We start from the raw sequence: 21,882 nt of genomic DNA, 5'->3' as shown, positions 1-21,882 counted from the left end.
CCGAGGTCTTTCGTGACGCGGGCCCTTGCTTCCGGGCTGGCCGCGCTCTATTTTTTCACCAACGTCGCGGCGGGCCACGCCGCGGAAAGCAATTTCTGGAAGGATCGAAGGCGGGCCGCCAGCCTCCAGTGGGGCGAACCGACCACCGCGGCCCCATCGCGCGGGGGAGCGCTTTACGCGCGTTTGCCCACCGCCCCCTCCCAGGGGCCCGATCTGTCCTCCCTGTGGGAACAACCTGTCCATCGGGTCTCCCAGGACCTCGCCGAAACCACCCAAAAAAACACCGTCCGCGGACCTGACGCGCGCCTCGTGGCGGTGGCCCAGGCCGTCGCGCCCTTCGGGCAGGTCCGACGCGTCAAGGCGTCCCCCGTGCCCGGCGCCCCCCTCATTCTCCACGTGCAGGACGTTCACGGCAATTTGGACGCTCAGCGCAACATGAGCGGCATGGTCCTCGCTCTCGCGCAAAAGCAGAGCCCTCTCGTGGGCTTGGAAGGCGCCTCCGGCGCCTTCGAGATGGAATCGTTTCACGCCTACCCCGATCTGGATATCGTCAAAACCGTCGCCGATTATTTCTTGGAAAAAGACCTCATTGGCGGTCCGGAGCACGCCGGCCTTGTGGCCCCGAAACCCCTTACCCTCTGGGGCGTGGAGGACCCGGCTTTGTACCTGGCCCACGTGGCCGCGGTGAAGGAATCCCTCGCCGGGCGCGGGCGGGCGGACGCGTTCCTCGGTCATCTGGCGGCGGCGGTTGAAGCGTTGAAAAATGACCACTATTCCCCGGCCCTCCGCGATTTCGATAAAAATCAAACCCTTTACGAGCGGGACCAGCGCGGACTGGGCGAGTACGTTGAAAACTTGAAGGGATTTCAAAAAACCCTTTCGGCCCGGGAATTCCCCAACGTGGAGAAACTCTTGGTCGCGGCCCGCCGCGAAAAAACCATGGACTTCGAGGCGGTCGAAAACGAACGCCGGGCCCTGGTGGAGGGCTTGGCCACCCGTCTCTCGGTGCCGGAACTCCAAGACCTCGTCCGCCGCAGTTTGGATTTGAAAGCCGGGACCATCCGCCAGCGGGATTATCAAACCCATTTGAAGGATCTCTGCGCCCGCCACAAGCTGGCTCTGTCCCGGTTCCCGCGATTGGTGGGCTACATGGACTACATCGCCGACAGCGAGTCCATAGAGCGGGAGGCTCTGCTGAGCGAGCTTGATCGCCTGGAAACCTCGGCCCAGGATGCTTTGGCCCGGACCCCGGTTCAGCGGGACATCGTTTCCCTGGCTCGGGACCTGTCGCGCTTGAGCAAACTGATCGCCAACGAAATGACCCCCGGGGACTGGTCGGCCTACGAACCGCGCCGCGCGGCGATGGCGCGGCTGGGGGAGCGCCTCAAGGCCCTGCCCGGCGGTCGCGCGGTGGAAACGCCCGCCGATTGGGAAGGTTTTGTCCGTCCCTACGAGGAATTTTGCCGCAAGGCCCTGGCCCGGAACAGCGCCCTGGCCGACCGCACGCTCGAAATAATGAAAAGCGAGCGCAAAGGCACGGCCGTTCTGGTGGCGGGGGGGTTCCACACCGACGGACTGGTGGATTTGCTGGCCGCGCGCGGCGCCACGGTGGTCGTGCTAACCCCAAAAATCGGCCCGGTGGACGGGGCCTCCAACTATCTCGACGTCTTCGCCCGTGATCCGTTGCCGGTTGAAAAGATATTCGCCGGCGAACCCATCGCCCTGAAAGACCGTTGCGGCTTGGGCGCGGGGGAACTGGCCGGCGAGCAAACGGCCCGGGTGCACGCCGCCGTCGCCGGGCGGACCCTGATGGTGGCCTGGGAGGATTTGCGGGGCCTTGGACACAACGCGCGGACCATTCTGCGCGAGCTGCGGGAACGCCTTTTGTCTTTGAGTCAGGAAGTGGCCGGTCTTTCTCTCCTCCAGCCCCGCGTGCAAGCGGTGGGATCCGACGGATTGACCTTTTCCTACCGAGCGCCCAACGGCCGGGAGGAAAGCGTCTCTTTCCGTGAAACGGACGACGGAATCGTCGCTTCGGGGCGCCGGCGGTCGGGGCCCGGCGTCTGGTGGCGCGGGGCGACCGGATGGGTGGCGCGGCTTTTTGCCCCACGCCCGACCTCCCGGACGCCCGCTCCGGAAGCTCCGGTGGTCGGCGAAGGGAGCTTTTTCCTCGTGCGCGATCACGGCCAAGGACGGTTCTCAAAAGAAGTCAAAGAAATCGTCGGACCCCGGGGCGGCGTGCAATACAAACTGTCCGAAGCGGACCGCGAGCGTTTGGCGCAGTTGGCGGTTGAATTCAGCGACCGTGTTCGTGAACCGGTGGCCCGGGCCAGCGGCGGGCGTGTTCAAATCCCCGCGTTCGAGCGTCGCGGACGCACGCTTTGGGTCGATCAAGCCCCGGGTGGACCGCGCGCCACCGAAGCCCCGGGCGACCGCGGCGCTTACCTGGACGCCATGCGGGGCGCCGATATCGCCCTGGGGTTGGAGGGGCTCAACGATCCCATTTACACGCCGGACGGCTGGCGGGTGCACGTCGATCGTGAATTCCACAATTTTTATTTTGACGCCGAAAACCCCGTGGTCACCTGGATCGATCCCGTTACGGTTTGGCCGCCCGCGGATCGTCAAATCCCTTCTGAAAGGGCCGTCGAAACGCCCGCCCTCTCCCGGCCGGATCCTCTCGCGCGGGAATGGGCCGTGGCCTGGCGCGAGAGCTTCGGTTTCCTTCGCCCGGTAGCCTTCTTCCGGGCGCACGCGACGTGGACCGCCGCGGAACGCTGGGTCGGGGCCCTGTTGATCGTCGGTCTGTGGGGCGTCTTCGGAGAAACGGCGGCGACGATTTTCCAATGGGCCGGTCAAGTCTCCAACGTTGCGGGGGCCGCCCCGTTGGGCGCCTTGACCGCCGGGGTGACGGTGGGCTGGGCGGTGACGGTGCCGTTGCACGCGGGGTGGAATCTCCTGGCGGACCGGGTCAACGCCGTTCTCTCTTCGCGGGGCGGCGCCTTCCGTCTTCCCCGTCTGACCGTTCACGAAGACATGACGCACGAATTCGAAGCCATCGAATCCAATCTTCAGACGTTGAGGAACAGCCTGACCTACCTTGAAAAAGAAAAAGGCAACCCCTCCATTCGTCTTCAGGTGGTTGAATTGTACCTCCAGACCATCGATCGCCTCACGCGGTTGATGGCGGACATGGAGAAATACCTCCCGAAAGCCAACGTCCAAAAGTTCCGATCGAGAATTTTTGCCAGCCAGGATTGGCTCCCCCCGACCGGGCAAATCATCAATCTCATCGAACTCATCGGTCGGGATGGGAATTTTCAAACCGCGCACGGGTTTTTGGGGCAAATCGGGCGTAACTCGGAGTTTGTGAGCCCCCTGGACACGGTTCGCTTGAAGGAAACCCAAACGGTCCTTCGTCAGGCGGCCCTTCAGGCCGAAACCCAGCGGATGAAAGGGGTCCGGCCGAACGGGAAACAGGTGCGCGCCATCGTCGGCACCCTGGCCCTCTCCAAAACCCAGGAGCATTGGTTGGATGTGTACGCCGCTTTGGAGCGCGGCGGTTTGGACGTGTCTTTCGATCGCATGGCGGCGGTGGGCGGCCGGTCCGCCGCGGAATACAAGCGCTTGTGGGACGAGGGCCTGGGCGGCTTCCTCACCGACAACTGGGCCGGCGGGGTTCGCCCTTTGCCCGGGGACGAAACTCTTCTTGATGATTTGGAGGCGGCTCTCGAAATTCACGCGGAAGAAGAGCCGACCACCGACGGTTTCCTGAAAAAATGGCCCACGGCGGAAGATTTCTCGGCGCAAATCGCCAAAACCGCGAACGTCCCCGAACCCTTGGTCGGTTTGTGGTTGAAACTGGAAAAAAAAGGGGAATACGCCAAGCTCGTTAAAAGATTGACCTCGGCGTCCCCGATGCTTATTGTCGACAGGGACGGCGTTGAATGGCGGGTCATGTCGGCGCCCCGGGTTTTCGAAAAAATGAAACCCACCCAGGCCGACACCGTGTCCCGGTTGGCGCGGAAACTGATCGAGTTGGGGGACGCGGGGCAAACGCGGGGGGCCGAATACAGTCAGCGCGGCATATTGAGAGAAAAGTGGGCCACGAGTTGGTGGATCTTCGGTAAGAAATTCGACGCGCAAAAAACCCTCATGATTTACTGGTTCGGAAGCGGCTCGGAAGCGCATGAGCCCGGGGATTCCTTCGCGGCGAACAAAGACGTGGAGCGCAAAGTTTTTGAGAACGCCGATAATTTTAACCCGTCCAACGCGATTGTGGTCATGTCGGACTTGACCGAGTCCCGGGTCAAACCCGCCCCGGCGGGCGCGTTGCCCCGCGTCGTGGAGTGGCTGAAGGCGCGGGGGAACGACACGGGGGCGGCGATCCGCAAGGCGCCGCTGATTGAGTCCGGGTTGTTTTCGGTGGCGTTCCTGGTGCCCTTCGCGTTGACGGTGTTCGGGGTGGACGGGGCGTCCTGGGCGGTGGGCGGAGTTTACGCCCTGATGAACGCTTACTTTGGGCTCCAACACACGCGGGTGTACCGGTTCCAAAACGGCCAATGGGTGGAAGGGCTTTCGACGTGGAAAACCAAGGCGTGGCTGATGGGCGTGGGGGCGGTGGTGCACGCGCCGCTCTTGTTGCTGGCCTTGAACCCGTTGACGGGACCCGTCGGCATGTTGGCGATGTACGCCGGGGCGGCGGGAGCGAGCGTGGCCCTGCACCGGCTTTACAACTGGGCGGCGGCGAAACTCGGCCTGCCCGCCGCCACGGTGCCCGGCGACCCCGCGGTCGCCCGGCAGGCCCGCGCCCAAAACGCTCTCCGGGTGTTGATTCAACTTTCCAAGCGGTTGACGAATAACGATTCGGCCGAAACCCCCGAAGAAACGCAGGCCATTCAAAACGTTACGTTGGCGCAGGTCTACCAGGGTGTCCACCGGTTGGCGGGGCGTACCGAGCGCGGCGGACAAATCCGTAGCGCTCTGCGGCCTGAGGAAAGACGGTCGTTGTCGGACTTCTTCCTCAACGAAATGGGGATTCTCAATACTTTTCTCGTGAAATACACCAACGATTTGGCCGCCATCGACAGCAAACGTTCTTTCGCCGGAGACCCCTTGGTGACAACCCAAGAATCGGCGCGCCTGCGGGATGAAATCGGAAAGGCCCACGGCGAATTGTTGCCCATTCTTCAAACGTACGCCATGTTGGGGGAGGGGGCGGACGACGAATTCCGTCGGGGATTGGCATTCCAATTGGTGGGTATCCTGAACCATCCTTCGGTGGACGTCAATCTCAAGGAATCGTTCTCCCGGTTTTTGGCCGACCGCATGATGCAAGAGGACGAATCGTTTTCCGCCGAGGTCCTTTTTGATTCGCTGGTTCCGGTTGAGGCCGTATTGCCCAAGGGCCGGGAGTTTTGGAAGGCCATTTTTTCGGACGCCTGGCCCCAGGGCCAGGATCCCAATTCGTTGATGTCCTCGCTTGAACCCGGGGACCGGGTTCAACGGCGATTGGGTTTGGCCATCATTTCCTTGTACGGGACCAATGAAATCATGTTGCTTAAATTGATGGAGGACCCGAAAATCCCGATACCGTTCCGGTTGATGGCCCTGCAAAGGATGACACAGCGCCCCGATCTAAAAGAGGAATCGGTTCGATCCCTGATCGAAATTTTGAACAGCCCGGTTTTTGACCGGGAGGTTGTCGATTTCCTTAAAACCGCATCCGACGACGCGCAATGGACGGGGGATTTGTTTGAAAACCCACTTTTTTCTTCCGAAGACGGGAAGGCGTTTCTCACCGGGGTTGCGGTGATTTTACGGAAGCAGACGGGGGAAACGGAATGGGAATCCTTCCGGTCCGTTTCGGAAAAAATCGCCCATTCCCGTTTTCTTTCTTATTGGGACAACGCCCATTCTGAAATGTCTTTTGGCGGAAGCATGTACCGAACTTACCATCGGGGGGTCCAGTACGCCGGCCGGGTCTTCGCCATGGTCGCCGCCCATGAAATGACGCACGCGTTTCTGGAATCCTTGAGTTACGGTTACGAAACCACCACGGAGAAACGGTTTCATGAGTTCCTTTCGGACATGGGGACCAACAGCCTTTACGAGGTCTTGCGATTTTCCCTTGGGGACATGATGTCCTACGCTCAAACCACGGGCTATTTCACCCGGGGCGACGGGGGCGTCAAGAATCAGCATGAACGCGCTCGTCGACAATTGTTGCTTTTCAACGAAGCGTTGAACAATTCGATTGGGGTCCGCCATTTTGACCCCGGTGAATTGATGAAGACGGGGATAAGCCTTATTCGACGCGGCGGCGCGAACGCCACCGACCCGAATTTGACCTTTTCCAATCTGTTTCGGTCCTATTTCGGATTGGAACCCATGGGCGCGGACGGGTTGGCGGGTGTTCCCCTTGAGGACGGGTTGATCTCGACGGAGACCATGGAGCGATGGTTTGCGGAACGCCCCATCGCCGTCCCAACGACGCCGGCCCCTCCGGAAACTTTGGGTTCAAGATTGTGGAGCCGATTGGCGCGACGCTTTTTCCAACCCCCCTCTGCTCAGATCCTATCCCCGCGTTTAAGAAGTGAACGCGTTGGGAACCGTTGGGTGGTCACGAACGGCGAGGGGTGGCGGGTGGAACTTCCGGTGTTGCCGGTTCAAACTTTGGACGGAACCTTGTTTCCCTCCGTTCTTCCCGCCGGTTATTTGGAGGCCCGCCTGGGGAACCAACGGGTGACGTCCTTTCGGGGCGCGGCGGAGGACGTGTCCTTTGAAGAGACGATCGAAATTTTGGACAAATTATTCAAAGAAACCGTCGCGGCCGGTGTTTTCCCCCGCGTGTTGGGGGTTCACGTGGTCCCGGGATCGAACGTCCCTCGACTCGTCCTCGAGTCTTTCCCCATTGCCGATTCGTTTGAAAATCTTGGCCTGCAACGACTCACCCCGGAGCTGGATCACCAAATGGAGACCCTCTTTTCGGACCGGTTGATGGAGCGGTTTCGAAGCGGAGCCTTTAATTTGGATCAGGGAATATACCACCGGCATTTCTATTTAATCGATGGGAAAGTCCGGTTCCGTCTCCCGGTGGAAACTTACGCCTTAAAACGGTTCTTCGAGTACTTCAAATCCAAACCAACGGTTCCGGCGGGGGCGATCCCCGGGGTTGTGCACTGGCTCAAAGCGCGCGGCAACGACACGGCGGCCGCAATCGGCAAGGCGCCGTGGATTGAGTCGGGTTTGTTTGCAACGGCCTTCCTTGTTCCCGCCCTCATGGTCGTTTCCGGGGTGACCGTCCCGCTCTGGGCGGCCGGGGGGCTTTACGCTCTTTCCAACGTGTATTTTGGCCAAAAGCATTCGCGGGTTTACCGTTTCGACGGACTGCGTTGGGTGGAGGGGCCGTCCACGTGGAAAACAAGATTGTGGTTGGCCGCCGTCGGGGTGGTGGTCCATTTGCCCGTGTTGTTGGCGACGTTAAATCCCTTGGCGGGGCCGGTGGGGTTCCTGGGCCTCTACGCCGGGGCGGCGGCGGCCAGCGTGGGTTTGCACAGGCTCTACAACGCCGTCGCCCAGCGGTCGGGCTGGCCCGCCGCGACAATTCTCCCGATCGGTGTTGGACAACAAGGAAAGCCGGTCCCTGGGCCCGTCGTTGAGGCGGCATGGGTACCGCCTGTTCAATTCAGACTTCTCACTTCGAACCAATTGGCAAAGGCTTTAATCGCGGCATGGGAAAGTCGCGACCTTTCCGAACTCAAGGACTTGGCCTTGTCTCGAGGTTTGGACCTGGAAACTTTAAATTCCCTTCTTGAAAGAAGTGAGGGCGAGCCCGGAGAGATTACGGAAGGCCAAATTAAAAGGATGTTCGGTGTGTTTAAGGAAATTGATTTCTCTAAGTTTAAGATTGAGGCCCAAAAGGGTCGGGGATTGGGAAGGGAAATCGATTTGTCCATCGATTTCTTGAACTCTTTGACCAAAGAAGAGATTGCCTTGGCCTTCCGCAACATGTTTGGGATTCGCGTTTCGGCGGGTGATATCTCGGACCAAGTGGAACTTGAGTATTTGCAGGTCGACCAAGCCGAACACAAGCATGTTTTTAAGGCCCATTTTAAATTGCGAGAGGTTCCCTCGGGGAAGACGGGTCTGTCTTTGGCGATCCTTAAAGAGGAAAAGAGCGGGTTGGGCCCTGGGCTCAATATCACCGACCGTGAATTGGAGGATTTGGTTCACCTTCGGGGCACAGGTTATGTCCCTCGCGTTGGACTTGTGGGCCAATTGGATGATGGGGCTCGGGTGATCATCGAACCATTTATTCCGGGCCTGACACTCACCGAATTGCAGGAAAAAGGAGAACTGACCAATTCCCTGCGGACTCGGGTCTCTCGTGTTTTGTTTTCAATTGCGCATGAACTGGATGGAAAAATCCCATACGATTCTCACGGGGGGAATTTTATTCATGATTCCACCGGGGATCGCCTGGTCATGGTGGATATCGGCGAAATGCGGGAAGAAATATCTCCCGGACGGATGACGCCAGCCAAGAGAAACGGCTTGGTTCGGGTCGTGAGAAACCTTTTTGAGGATTACGGGGATATCACCGGGGCCGATGTCCAAGCGAACGAGGCCCTTTTAGCGGGGATTCTTGAAGCGGGGCGAACGATGGGTATGGGGATTTTAAGGGCCGTGGCCGAAACCCCGGATGAGGAGCTAAAACTTATACAAGATCCAAAGGCCCGAAAAGCGATTTCAATCACACGGAATTATTATGAAAAGATTCGATCGCCCGGGTTGATTGCGCGGGGGTCCCAAGTTCCCGCCGCGGCGATCCCGGGCGTCGTCGATTGGCTCCGGGCCCAGGGGTTGAACACCGCGGAGGCCATACGCAAAGCCCCGTTGTTCGAGTCGGGTTTGTTCTCGATCGCCTTCTTGGCCGTGCTGGCCTTCGCGATGGCGGGAATGGACGGTGGGTCCTGGGCCGCTGGCGGCGTTTACGGGCTGATGAATGCCTATTTTGGGTACAAACACGAGACTGTTTTTCGCTACCAAAACGGCGGTTGGGTCGAAACCCGCGCGACGTGGAAGACACGGGTCGGATTGATGGGGGTGGGGTTGGCCATCCACGCGCCGCTGTTGCTTTCGGCCTGGTCGGCCCCGTTCGTGGGGGGGCTCTGGTTCGCCGTTTTGTATCCCTTCCTGGCGGCCGCCGCTGTGGGGGCCCACCGATGGTACAACGAGCGCGCCAAGGAGCGTGGTTGGGCCGCCGCCACGGTCCCACGCGCCTCCCCGGCCCCGGGTGCCGTGATCGGGCAGGGCTCTTTCTTTGTTGTAACCGACGCCGGCAACGGGGAGCTGCGCAAAGAGGTGAAGGAATACGTCGGACCGCCCTCGCGGCTATACCGTTTGAGCGAGGCCGAACGGGAAAAAGCCGCCGCGCTGGTCGTGGAACACACCAACCGCATTCGTCGGGCGGTGAACGAACAGCTGCGTGTGCGAAACCCCGAGCGTTTGGCGACAAAAAATTTCCTTCCTTATTTACGCCGCGAAGGGCGCTTCATCTTTGTGGACACCGTGGAGGGGGTCCCCTTCTCCGAGGCCGTGCAGTCGATGTCGGAGGCGATGGCCGAGGAGGCCCGCCGCGATATTCGCGGGGCCGTTCGAGCGGCCTCCGAGGTGTTTGACCTGAAATACGACCAGATGTTGGAACGCGAAGACGGCTGGCGGATCGGCGTGGATAACCGGCCGGACAATTTCCTTTTCGTGGGGGATGATTTGACGGGGTGGATCGACGCGATATCCCCCTGGCCCCCCGAAACGCACCGCGTGAGCGGCCCGGGGGATTCTCCCCCGACGGAAGGCCCGGGCGCCGGAACGGGGGTGCGTGTTGATTTCGACGGGCCTATGCCCAGGGTGGACGGTTGGGCGAGTCCCCTGGAACGAGCCGCTTTGTTTGATGTTCAATCGCGGGTCGCGGCCCTGGTGAAAGGCATGCCGCCGTTGCGCGCCGAGACCCGGAACGGGTTTCCGTCGGAGGCCATGGACAGGCGCGGCCACCCATGGCCATCCTCCCATCGGGGGCAGGACGGGGACGCGCAGGTCTTTGAAATTCAATCCAACGGTAAAGCCTACCAAGTCAAAATCGCTTTCGGTCTGGGGGCTTACGCTTTAGCGAGCGCCGCCGCCGGGGCGGCTCCCGCGACCGGTGTGCCCGGTGTGCGGGCCCTGGTGGACTTTTCCGTCACGGACGCGCCTTTGCGGTATTCTTACCTTGTCGCCGAAGCCCCCATCGGGCAGTCGGTGGGGGAGGTGCTCGCGCCGGCCACGCAGAATCCCGCGGAGGCGCGCGACGCTGTTTTGGCCCGGATCGAAGCGATCCCGGCCGAGCACGTCCGCGCCGCCCAGGAAACCGTGCGGGCCCTTGCGGACCGCGGTGTCAGCGTCAACGCGGCGTTGACCCGTTACGACAACCGGTTCGGGTTTGTTTTTGAGGGGCTGATGAACGACGCCGATCCGTTGCGCTCACGCGCTTTGGAGTGGTTCCCGGTTCGCAACACGCCCGACGAGACCGCCCGGGAGGTTGTCGCCAAAGTCCTGAGCGCCGTGGCCGGCGTTTATCCGAGCCACCTCAATCCTTATTACAACGCCGCCCGGGAAAAAGTCGCCGCGGCCGCGCTGGCCCCCCGCCCGGCGGATCGGCGTCTCGCCTCGATCTTGGTCGACAATTTGCGCCGGGCCTGGCGTGAGCAAATCAGCGCTTTCCGTCCCGAGACTCTCTTCCCGTCAGGGTTCTCGCTGCGGCAGGCGGCGCAGTCCGCTTTCTTCTTGGTGGGGTTGTTGAGCGCCACGATGGACGCCGTGGGGGCCTCGGTGGGGGTGGCTTTGGGCGGAAAAATGGCGGCCCTGGCCCAAGCGCTTTCGTTTGGGACGGTGGCCGGCCTGTCCGCCGCGGGTTGGCGGGCCGCGACCTCCCCGGCCCGGGATTCCTCCTCGGCGGATGTGATCCGGGTGGACGAGGCCGTCACGAACCCCTTCGGCTGGCGGATCGACGGGGAATCCCTCGCTGGAGACGCGCGCCTGGGCCTGGCGGAAGACCTGGGACGATTGTTGTTGGGCGGGGTGTCCCGCCCGGTGTGGTTGGGTTTTAAAGATTTGCGGCGCTCGTACCGCCGCTCCACGGCGGCCGACCCCGCGCCGTCCTCCCGGGCTTCCTTCCGCGCTCATCTGGCCGATATGGCCCGGGGCCAAGGGCGGGACCCGATTTTTCCCGAGAGCAGTCGGTGGGGTGTTCGAGAAAATGAAGTGTTCCGCGCGGCGACCCTTTGCAAGGGACAGGCCTGGGGCGGAATAAGCCTTTCGCGCTGGGCCTTGGCGGAATTGATTCTGGCCACGGCCACGCCGTTTCATCGGACCATGCCGTGGTTCCATCGCTCGGCGCGTTGGGCCCTCGGCGTGGAGTCGGATTTCCTTGAGCGGGGGGCCGCCCGGACCCAAACGGACCGGCTCACCCGCGCGGCCCGCGCCCTCGCCGTCCTTCGCGCGGCGGGGTTCTCGCTTTCGTCCCCCAAAAGTTTCCTGAATCAGGAGGTTTCCCAGGAACAAGACCGCCGCCTGTTGTTGAACGCCGCCGGGGTGGCGAACGCCGACGTGTCGTTGGTGGCGAACGCCTACAACGCCGCCCTGGAAAAAATCGCCGCCACCAACCTTTGGAACAACGCCGCCACGGCGGCCTTCGTCCGGTTGAACGGCGGACGGGCTTTTCTCCGCGAGGGCGTTCCCGCCGGCGGTCCCACCGGCACCCTCTATTTCAATATTGACGCGCTCGTTCAGGCCGACGCCGCGACCGAGGAACAGCGGGGCAAAGTGGCCGAATCCCTGGAGGGCGTGTTGTCGGCCCTCTCGGGCGAATACTTGCGGGACCGGCTGGTCCTGACCACGTCCCTGTCGGGCGACGCGGCCACGACGGAGGCGTTGATCGCGCGGTTGACGCGGGAATTCGGCCCCTCGTTCAGGAGGGCTCTCCGGGACCTGACGGTGTTGACCGGGGAAAGCGCGCCGAGCCTTTACGAAGAGGGCGCCCTGCGCCTGTCGGTGCTGGCGGACCACGCCAAAGGCCGAGGGACCGGGGAGTTGGAAGTCTGGACCCACGACGCCAAAAAAGTGCTGCGCGACCGACCGGGGCTCGATAAGATCCTTGTGGTGGATATTTTGGACATTGCCGTGAAATTCGATAGGATGTTGCGGCAGATGCGGTTCCTCGCGACCAACGCCTGACCCTCGCCCCGCGTTACGGGGTCCCCCTGTTTCTTTCCCGTTCGACAAACCGCGCCCGGAGAAAGGGCCATCCGGTGTATAATGGCGTTGCGTTTGATTTCCCGTTCCGGAGGTGGAGGATGAAGCGTTTGGCGGTCGCGGCCGTGGCTTGGATCGGTTTGGTTCTCGGGGGGGTGACGGCGGAAACTTTGCGCCCCTCCGGTTTGGTCAAGGTGTTCACGGGGGGCAACGGGGAAAAAGTCACCGTCGTGTTTCTGGAACCTTACAAACGGAACCGGGTGCTGATCAAATTCGAAGGTGTGACGGGTGATTGGGAGGGGAAGATCCTCATGCACACCCGGGAAAACCGTCCGGGCGTTGACGATTACCGCGCCTTTATCGATGGAAAGCCCTACGTGTCTTTGGTGGGGCGCGCGCGGGGCGGGACGATGCGCTACGAGCTTTACGCGCCGGGCCTCGCTTCCGGCCCCATCGCCGTTTCTTACGACCCCGAAGAGTCTAAAAAAGCGCTCGGGGCCCGCGTGGTTTACGAGTTCACGACGCCGGGGGAGTGATCGGCCGGAATATCCCCGGGTTTTCGCAGAGGATGGTCCGGTTTTTCCCGAGGGATTTTGATTTCAACAGCGCCTTGTCGGCGGCGTCCAGGTAGTCCGCCAGGCCGCCGACGGCGGCGGAGTAGGCCATAATCCCGATGCTGATCGTCGGGGGCAAAACCAAGTCCCGCCGCCCGGCGAACAACGCCGCGACCTTCGTCCGCACGCGCTCGGCCACTTGGCAACCTTGGGTCGCGGCCGCGTGGGGCAACACCACCAAAAATTCATCGCCGCCGTAGCGGCCCGCCAGGTCGGTTTCCCTCACCGTGGTCTTGATGGATTCGGCGATCGTGCGCAACACCGTGTCCCCGGCGCCGTGGCCCAACGTGTCGTTGATGGTTTTGAAGTTGTCCACGTCGATGAAGAGGGTGCAGAGGGGGGCGCGGTAGCGGGCGGTCCTTTTGATCTCGCCTTCCAGCCCCCGCAGGACGCCGCGGCGGGTCGCGAGGCCTGTCAGGGCGTCGGATTCCGCCAGGTCGCGGTAGCGCCGAAAGGCGCGTTTGAGCAGGTCGGAGCGGGCGCGCAGAATGTACCCGCGTCGGGCCGCCAGGGCCAACAGGCCGCCGACCAACGGAACCGTGAGCACCAGAGCGAAAAGGTAGTAATGCGCCATGGTCTCCCATTCGCGCAGGGCGAAAAACCGGAAATCCTCCCAAACGGTCCAAAAGACGCGGCCCAGCGCGAAACGGGAAACCCACAGCCAGCGAAGTCCGATTAAGGCCGACAAAAGGGTGGCGCTGAGGATCAGGGTCGCGGCGACGGGGCGGAAGGCTTTTTGACCGAACATGGGCCCATCATACAAAACCGACCGGTCGGAGACTAGCGACCCCGTGGTAAGTATTGTATTATAGGCCGGCTTAGACGAACTTCCGGTAGCAAAACCGTTGACAGAGCTGAACGTTCTCATTTTGGCGGCCGGGGAAGGCACCCGGATGAAATCCGATTTGCCCAAGGTTCTTCACGTCGCCGCGGGCAAGGCGCTCCTTGAACACGTCCTGGACGCGGCGGCCCCTTTAAAAGGCCAGGCCGGCGTGGTCGTGGGCCGGGGCGCGGACCTCGTGCGGGAACGGTTGGCCGATCGGGCGGGTTTGGTCTTTTTCATTCAGAAACAGCGCCGGGGCTCCGGCGACGCGGTCAAGCCCGCGGCGCGCTGGTTGGCCCGACGGGGCGGCGACGTGGTGGTGCTCTGCGGCGACGCGCCGCTCGTCCGGCCCGAAACGTTGAAAGATTTGGTGCGCGCGCATCGGCGGCAAAAGAACGCCGTGACCCTTTTGACCGCGACGGTGGCCGACGCCACGGGCTACGGCCGCGTGCGGCGCGGCCCCGACGGCCGCCCGACGGCGATCGTGGAGCACCGCGACGCGACCGCCGAAGAGCGGGCCATCCGAGAGATCAATTCCGGGACGTACTGTTTCCGCGTGTCCGATTTGCTGGCGGGGTTGCGGCGGTTGCGCCCCGACAACGCCAAGGGCGAGTACTACATCACCGACTTGGTCGCCGACTTGGTTCGGCGGGGCCGCCCCGCGGGGGCGCTGTGCCTGTCCGACGGCAACGAAATTCTGGGCGTCAACAATCGGCGCGAGCTGGCCGAGGCGGGCCGCCTTTTGAACCGCCGGCGGTTGGACACCCTGATGGACGCGGGCGTGACCATTGTGGACCCGGCGACGACCTACATCGACGCCGGCGTGCGCGTGGGCGGCGACACGGTGATCGAGCCGCAGACCCATTTGTTGGGTCGCACGACGGTGGGCCGGGGGTGTCGGGTCGGTCCCCAGACGCGGCTTGAAAATTGCGTCGTCGGCGACGGGGCGCGGGTTTTGGCCACCTTCGGCGAAGGCGCGCGGGTGGAGCGGGGCGCGCGGGTGGGCCCTTGGGCGCGGTTGCGAGCGGGCGCCGTGGTGGGCCCCGACGCGCACGTTGGAAATTTTGTGGAGATCAAGAAATCCCGGTTGGGGCGGGGAGCCAAGGCGAACCACCTGACCTACCTGGGTAACGCGACGGTCGGCGCCGGGGTGAACGTGGGGGCGGGGGTCATCACCTGCAACTACGACGGGGTGAGCAAACACGCCACCGTGCTGGGCGCGGGGGCGTTCATCGGTTCGAATGTGAATTTGGTGGCGCCGGTGCGGGTGGGCGCGGGCGCGATCGTGGGGGCGGGTTCCACGGTCACGCGCGACGTTCCGACGAACGCACTGGCGCTGGAGCGGTCAACGATGGTGGTCAAGCCCGGTTGGGCGGACCGCAAACGGAAGGAGCTTAGAAAACAAGCCCATGGTCAAAAAACCCAGTGACGGCCCGGCGGCCGCTTTGAAAATTTTCTCCGGAAACGCGCACCCGGCCTTGGCGAAGGAAATTGCCGACGTCCTCGGCACGGCGGTGGGGCGGGCCCACGTGGGCCGCTTCCCCGACGGGGAAGTCGAGGTCAAGATTCAAGAGAACGTGCGCGGGGCGGACTGCTTCATCGTGCAGCCCACCAGCTACCCGGCGAACGACAATTTGTTGGAGTTGCTTTTGATGGTGGACGCGCTGCGGCGCGCCTCCGCCTGGCGGATCACGGCGGTGTTGCCCTACTTCGGTTACGGCCGCCAAGACCGCAAGGCCGAGCCCCGGGTGCCGATCTCGGCCAAACTCGTCTCGAATATTATCCGCGCCGCCGGTGTGGACCGCGTGTTGACGATGGACCTCCACGCCGGGCAGATCCAGGGCTTTTTTGACATTCCCGTGGATCATCTCTACGCAAACCCGGTGCTCGTGAGTTACTTTAAAAAGAAAGTGGCCCCCGAGGAATGGGTGGTGGTCTCGCCCGACGCGGGCGGCGTGGAACGCGCCCGGGCCTTCGCCAAGCGCCTCGAAACGGGTTTGGCGATCATCGACAAGCGCCGTCTGTCGCCCAACGAAGCGGCGGTCATGCACGTGATCGGCGACGTGAGGGGGAAAAAGGCGCTCATCATCGACGATTTGGTGGACACGGGCGGCACGCTGGTCAAGGCCGCCCAGGCGCTCAAGGACGCGGGGGCGATCCACGTTTCCGCCGCGGCGGCGCACGGGGTTCTGGCGGGGCCGGCCATCGACCGGCTCAACGCCTCGCCGGTGGAGGAGCTGGTCATCACGAACAGCATCCCCCTGAACCACAAGGACGACCGGAAAATAAAAGTTTTGTCGGTGGCGTCGCTGTTGGCCGAGGCCATTCAGCGCATCCACAGCGAGCAGTCGATCAGCGAGATGTTCATCTAGTTTTCAAATCCAGAGAGGGTAACGACCATGCAGACCATTGAATTGGGCGCTGACAAGCGCGAAATTGTGACGAAAGGGACGCTCCGGACGCTTCGCGTGGGGGGCATGATCCCCGCCGTCGTCTACGGGGGGAAAAAAGAACCCGCGAACCTCATTATCGAAGGGAAAAAACTGATCCGGGTGCTCAAGGGCCACGGCATGAACGTGCTCGTGAACCTCAAAGTCGGGGCCGGCGCCGAAGTCGTCCTGTTGAAAGACCTTCAGCGCGACGTCCTCACCCACGAGATCATCCACGTCGACTTTCAACGCATCTCCATGACGGAAAAACTCGACGTCAACGTGCCGATCCACATCAAAGGCGAAGCCCCCGGCGTGAAGGTCGGCGGCGGCATCATGGAACACATCCTGCGCGACCTGCGGGTCCGTTGCTTGCCCGCGGACATTCCCGACGGCATCCACCTCGATGTGAGCGCCCTGCAACTCAACCAGGGGCTCAAGGTCAAGGACATCGTCGCGCCCCAGGGCGTGGAGATCTTGAACGAAGCCGAGGCCCTGGTGGTCAACATCGTCGCGCCCGCCGCTGAAGAAGTGGCGACGCCCGCGACGGCCGTTGCCGGACCGGCGGAGCCCGAAGTCATCGCCAAGGGCAAGAAGCCGGAAGAGGGCGAAGAAGGCGCGGCCCCCGCGGCCGGCGCCAAGGCCCCCGCCGCCGGCGCCGCGAAAGCGCCCGCCGCGCCCGCCGCCAAGAAGTAAAGCGAGCCGGCTGTGGACCCACGCCTGGTGGTCGGTTTGGGAAACGACGAAAAGAAGTACGACCACACGCCCCACAACATCGGGTTTTTGACGCTCGACACCTTGGCCAAGCGGCTGAAGTTGTCCTGGAAGGATGAAAAGGACAAAGTTCACGCCGCCGCCAAGGGCGACGTGCGTTTCATCAAGCCCCGCTCGCTCATGAACGTCTCGGGGACGAGCGTCGTGTGGGCCAGCGCCTGGTGGCACATTCCTCCCCCGGAAATCCTGGTGGTTTGCGATGACTTCGCCCTGCCCTGGGGCCGTCTGCGCATCCGCCGCAAGGGCAGCGCCGGCGGGCACAACGGCCTGGACTCCGTCCTGACTTCTTTCTCCACCGAAGACATCCCCCGCCTGCGGGTGGGCGTGGGCCCCGTGCCCGAAATGATGGACGCGAAGGATTACGTCCTCCGCGCCCAACCGGCGGACCGCCTGCACGAGTTGGCCGACCGCGCGGCCGACGCCCTGTCGGCGATCCTCACCCAGGGTTTCGACGCCGCCATGAACCACTTCAACGGAATTGGGATTTAATAAGCATAACTAGCAGTCATTGACTTTGAGTGCTAGTTATGCTAAGCTGAAGACACGTTGTCCTTTTAAAGGAGGCCATCGTGTCGGATAAATACACCCTCAAAAGCCAGGAAGTCCTGCAGGAAACTCAAAGCCTCGCCTTGCGCCGCAGCCACCAACAGGTGGACGTCGCCCATTTGGCCATGGCCCTTTTGTCGGTGGAGGGACACATTGTCCCCGAAATTTTGCAAAAGGCCGGGGTCCCGCTTTCCAAAGCCCGTTCGCACATTGAAAGCCGCCTCAATCGGCTTCCCGTGGTCAAGGGCAACACCCAACTGTCCGCCACGCCCCTCTTTCGCGACGCGGTGGTCCAGGCGGAAAAAGAAGCCAAGGATCTCCGCGACGATTTCGTCTCGCCCGAGCATTTCCTTCTGGCCCTGCTGGGCGTGGACGACGATTTCGCCAAAACCCTGGGCCTCACCCGCGACCAGGCCCTGCAGTCCATGTCCACCCTCCGCGGCTCCCACCGGGTGACCGACGAAAACCCTGAGGCCAAATACCAGGCTCTCGAAAAGTACGGCCGCGACCTGACCGAAGCCGCCCGCCAGGGCAAGCTGGACCCCGTCATCGGCCGCGACGAGGAAATCCGCCGCGTGGTGCAGGTGCTCTCCCGCCGCACAAAAAACAACCCCGTTTTGATCGGCGAGCCCGGCGTGGGCAAAACCGCCATCGCCGAAGGACTGGCCCAGCGCGTGGTCTCAGGCGACGTGCCCGAAGGGCTTAAAGAAAAGAAGGTCATCTCCCTCGACATGGGCGCCCTCATCGCCGGGGCCAAATACCGCGGCGAATTCGAAGACCGCCTCAAGGCCGTTTTGAAGGAAATCAAAGACGCCGGGGGAAACGTCATCCTTTTCATCGACGAACTCCACACCATCGTGGGCGCGGGCGCCACCGAGGGCGCCATGGACGCCGCCAATCTCCTCAAGCCCATGCTGGCCCGGGGCGAACTGCGCTGCGTGGGCGCCACCACCCTGGACGAATACAAAAAGCACATTGAAAAAGACGCCGCCCTGGAACGCCGCTTTCAGCCCATCACCGTGGGCGAGCCCACGGTGGAACAATCCATCGCCATCCTGCGCGGGCTTAAAGAAAAATACGAAGTCCACCACGGCGTGCGCATCAAAGACAGCGCCCTGGTGGCCGCCGCCACCCTGTCGCACCGCTACATCGCCGACCGCTTTTTGCCGGACAAGGCCATTGACTTGGTGGACGAAGCCTCCAGCCGCCTGCGCATGGAAATCGATTCCATGCCCGTCGAGCTCGACGAGGTGGAACGCAAACTGCGCCAGCTCGAAATCGAAAAGCGTGCCCTTCAAAAGGAGTCCGACGCCCCCAGCAAAGAGCGCCTGGACAAATTGGAAAAGGACATGGCGGAGCTCAAGAAAAACTCCGACGGCATGAAAAAGCAGTGGGAAGTGGAGAAGGTCGCCGTTGGCCGCATTCGGGACATCAAAGGGAAACTTGAATCCTTGAAGCTCGAAGAGCAAAAGGCCGAACGCGCCGGGGACCTGGGCAAGGCCTCGGAGCTCCGTTTCGGCCGCCGCCCCGCCCTGGAAAAGGAAATGAAAGAGGCCCAGGACCGCCTGGCGGGCGTGCAAAAAGACACCAAGATGCTCAAAGAAGAGGTGGACGAGGAAGACGTCGCCCAGGTGGTGTCCAAGTGGACGGGCATTCCCGTCACTAAGATGCTCCAGGGCGAAATGGCGAAACTTTTAAAACTTGAGGACGAACTGCACAATCGCGTCGTCGGGCAGAACGAGGCCGTCCAGGCCGTCGCCGACGCCATCCGCCGCTCCCGTTCCGGCCTGGGGGACCCCAACCGCCCCCTGGGTTCGTTCCTGTTCCTCGGGCCCACCGGCGTGGGAAAAACCGAGCTGGCCCGGGCCCTGGCCGAGTTCCTTTTCGACGACGAGCGCGCCATGGTCCGCATCGACATGTCCGAGTACATGGAAAAGCACGCCGTGTCGCGCCTCATCGGAGCCCCTCCAGGCTATGTTGGGTTTGAAGAAGGCGGCCAACTCACCGAGGCTGTCCGCCGCCGGCCCTACGCCGTCTTGCTGTTGGACGAGGTGGAAAAGGCCCACGCCGACGTTTTCAACGTTTTGCTCCAAATCCTGGACGACGGCCGCCTCACGGACGGCCAGGGCCGCACAGTGGACTTCAAAAACACCGTCATCATCATGACCAGCAACATCGGCAGTCAGTTCCTGCTGGAGGCCAAGTCTGAAAAAGACGTGCGTCAGCAGGTGATGTTGGTGCTGAAGGCCCACTTCCGTCCGGAGTTTTTGAACCGGGTGGACGAGACGCTCATCTTCCACCGCCTGTCCGAAAAAGAGATCGCCAAGATCATCGACATTCAGCTCAAGGGCCTGGAAAAACGCCTGGCCGAGCGAAAGCTCACCCTGTGCCTCACCGACGCGGCCAAGGCCGCGCTGGTCAAAGAAGGTTACGACCCCGACTACGGCGCCCGTCCGCTGAAACGCGCCATTCAAAAGGAGATTGTGGACCCCTTGGCCAAAAAACTGTTGGCGGGGGACTTCCAGGAAGGCGACGGCATCGAAATGGACGCCCTCGCGGGGGGAAGTTTGTTCTTTAAAAAGGCGCCTGTCTCGACCAAAAAGGGAAAATAGGTATCCTGTCCCCGGAATTACCACGGCGGTCCGCCGCTGAATTTTAACGTAAGCCTCCGAAGAAAAGTCTCTTGTTCATTTGTGGTGGTCACTTGCTTAATCGCGCAGCAAAAACGGGGACCGACGTCGGCAAAACATCTTATGGCTGTGCTTTTTTTCCCAAATGCCGATACACCCAACCATTGACAAGCGAATAGGGGACGCCTCTCATTTCGGAATATCGAAAATCCGGGGACAGGATACCGATATTTCATTCCCGCCGTATTCTTTGACCTTATTCCCTTCCTTTGACTTTGAAGCGAATCCCAGTCTCAATCGCCTCACCGCATGAAGCGATTAATTTCTTCATCTTCGGTATACTTTGAAGGCCATGCCCGATTTTCCCGTTAGTCCCAGCAAATGGAAAGCCCTCGAAGCCCGTCTCACGGGGTTGGGGGTCTTTGAGCGGGATTTGGAGGAGCAGTTCGTGCGCTCCGGCGGGCACGGGGGACAGAACGTGAACAAGGTGTCCACCTGCGTGGTGCTATTGCACCGTCCTTCGGGCACGATCGTGCGGTGCCAGGAAGAGCGTTCCCAGGCCTTAAACCGCTATCTGGCTCGCCATCGGCTGGCAGAGAAAATGGAAGAAAAACTGTTGGGCGCCCAGAGCGCCAAACAGCAGGCCATCGAGAAGATCCGCCGCCAAAAGCGCCGCCGCAGCCGCCGGGCCAAGAACAAGATACTCCAAGACAAACGCCATCAATCGCAAATCAAAGAAAACCGAAGGCCACCGGATTGGGGGCAATAGTGTTCCCTGCATTCCGCCCCATGCTTCGCGCCCCGCGTCCCCTTTTCCGATTGCGGACCGTCGCCGTTCTTTTGATCCTTGGGACGACCCTCTCCCGGCCTCTTGGGGCGGGGGAGTCCGCGTCGCCGGGCCGCATCCCGTCTTTCCACGGCGGCTTCCTTCACCCCGCCGGTGTGGATGTCCTGGGCTATACCGTCGAGCACCGTTGGCGGGAGGGCGTTTACCCCTATTACACCTTCGGCGTGCCGTCCTTCGCCGCGGCGGGGTTGGCGTTCTACGCCAAACACGACCGTTCGGGCCCCGTGGTTACCGTCGGGGTGGGGCTCGGGTCCATCGCCTACGGCTCGGCCGCCTACCAATGGCGGCTTCGCGAGCGGCTCTTTCTCAAAGTGGGCGGCGGCTACACCACCGGCATCGCCTATTCGGGCCTCTTCCCCGTGGCCTCGGTCGAAAAGAGATATTAAGTCTATGTTCCCAACAAACCCCACTTCGATTAAACCCCGCTTTGGCGGCTGGATGGAAAAATGATTATTCCTTTCGAAGGGGGGTGCGCCTGCGGAGCGATCCGTTACCGTTGCGGCGCCGCGCCCCTCCGCATGTTCCAATGCCACTGCCGGGACTGCCAGCGGGCCACGGGCGGGCCCTTCGTGGCGGGGCTTCTCGTGCCGATCAAAGCGTTCACGTTTGTGAAGGGCGCGCCGACGTACCACGCCGTTCCCAGCGCCCGGGGCGGCACCAACACCCGGAGCTTTTGCGGGGCCTGCGGGTCGCGTCTCACGGGCGGCCAGCGGGGCGCCCACTGGCCCTTTATCGGGATCACCGCCTCGAGCCTGGACGACCCCTCCGTCTTTAAAAACGAGATGCACCTGTTCGTGTCCCAGGCCCAGCCCTGGGACCGAATCACCGACGGCCTCCCCCAGCACGCCGCCTACCCGCCGGACCCGAAGAAAGAGTAGCCGTCAGGGACGACGGGCCGGGGCGATCTTGAGTTTGCCCTTCGGAGATC

General features: G+C 62.3%; 12 protein-coding genes. 11 read left to right on the top strand and 1 reads right to left on the bottom strand.

What is annotated here, in order from left to right; translation table 11 throughout:
- Nucleotides 1-12 precede the first annotated feature (12 nt).
- Nucleotides 13-12,273 carry a WW domain-containing protein gene (locus IPI56_07885; GenBank protein ID MBK7545644.1) on the top strand — a complete coding sequence of 4,087 codons (12,261 nt, stop codon included), beginning with the start codon at nt 13-15 and terminating at the stop codon, nt 12,271-12,273.
- Nucleotides 12,274-12,392: 119 nt separating this feature from the next.
- Complete coding sequence (locus IPI56_07880) at nt 12,393-12,827, top strand: hypothetical protein (GenBank protein MBK7545643.1); 435 nt, start codon at nt 12,393-12,395, stop codon at nt 12,825-12,827.
- On the opposite strand, the gene IPI56_07875 is transcribed toward IPI56_07880, so the two are convergent.
- Nucleotides 12,808-13,653: a GGDEF domain-containing protein gene (locus IPI56_07875; GenBank protein MBK7545642.1), complete on the bottom strand. Its 846-nt coding sequence runs from the start codon at nt 13,651-13,653 to the stop codon at nt 12,808-12,810. The genes IPI56_07880 and IPI56_07875 overlap by 20 nt on opposite strands.
- Nucleotides 13,654-13,798: 145 nt before the next feature.
- On the opposite strand from IPI56_07875, the gene glmU reads away from it, so the two are divergent.
- The 9 genes from glmU (at nt 13,799) to IPI56_07830 (ending at nt 21,832) form a co-directional block, all read left to right on the top strand.
- Nucleotides 13,799-15,157 carry a bifunctional UDP-N-acetylglucosamine diphosphorylase/glucosamine-1-phosphate N-acetyltransferase GlmU gene (glmU, locus tag IPI56_07870; protein MBK7545641.1) on the top strand — a complete coding sequence of 453 codons (1,359 nt, stop codon included), beginning with the start codon at nt 13,799-13,801 and terminating at the stop codon, nt 15,155-15,157.
- Nucleotides 15,138-16,100, top strand: a complete 963-nt coding sequence (locus IPI56_07865; GenBank protein MBK7545640.1) for a ribose-phosphate pyrophosphokinase — start codon at nt 15,138-15,140, stop codon at nt 16,098-16,100. The genes glmU and IPI56_07865 overlap by 20 nt, the downstream gene beginning before the upstream one ends.
- A gap of 27 nt (nt 16,101-16,127) precedes the next feature.
- Nucleotides 16,128-16,853 carry a 50S ribosomal protein L25 gene (locus IPI56_07860; protein MBK7545639.1) on the top strand — a complete coding sequence of 242 codons (726 nt, stop codon included), beginning with the start codon at nt 16,128-16,130 and terminating at the stop codon, nt 16,851-16,853.
- Between the two features lie 12 nt (nt 16,854-16,865).
- Nucleotides 16,866-17,420: an aminoacyl-tRNA hydrolase gene (locus tag IPI56_07855; GenBank protein MBK7545638.1), complete on the top strand. Its 555-nt coding sequence runs from the start codon at nt 16,866-16,868 to the stop codon at nt 17,418-17,420.
- A gap of 77 nt (nt 17,421-17,497) precedes the next feature.
- Nucleotides 17,498-20,089, top strand: coding sequence for an ATP-dependent chaperone ClpB (gene clpB / locus IPI56_07850; GenBank protein MBK7545637.1), 2,592 nt, complete (start codon nt 17,498-17,500; stop codon nt 20,087-20,089).
- Between the two features lie 92 nt (nt 20,090-20,181).
- Nucleotides 20,182-20,286, top strand: coding sequence for a hypothetical protein (locus IPI56_07845; protein MBK7545636.1), 105 nt, complete (start codon nt 20,182-20,184; stop codon nt 20,284-20,286).
- Between the two features lie 173 nt (nt 20,287-20,459).
- Complete coding sequence (locus tag IPI56_07840) at nt 20,460-20,876, top strand: peptide chain release factor-like protein (GenBank protein MBK7545635.1); 417 nt, start codon at nt 20,460-20,462, stop codon at nt 20,874-20,876.
- A gap of 20 nt (nt 20,877-20,896) precedes the next feature.
- The gene (locus IPI56_07835; GenBank protein MBK7545634.1) at nt 20,897-21,340 is read left to right on the top strand and encodes a hypothetical protein; all 444 of its coding nucleotides are present in this window, start codon (nt 20,897-20,899) and stop codon (nt 21,338-21,340) included.
- Nucleotides 21,341-21,400: 60 nt separating this feature from the next.
- A complete protein-coding gene (locus tag IPI56_07830) occupies nt 21,401-21,832 on the top strand; it encodes a GFA family protein (protein MBK7545633.1) in 432 nt (143 codons plus the stop codon).
- The last annotated feature ends 50 nt before the right edge of the window (nt 21,833-21,882 follow it).

The sequence above is a fragment of the Elusimicrobiota bacterium genome (assembly GCA_016706425.1).
Classification (GTDB): Bacteria; Elusimicrobiota; Elusimicrobia; order FEN-1173; family FEN-1173; genus JADJJR01.
The sequence above is the reverse complement of the archived record's forward strand: the minus strand, read 5'-3'. Positions and strand labels throughout refer to the sequence as shown.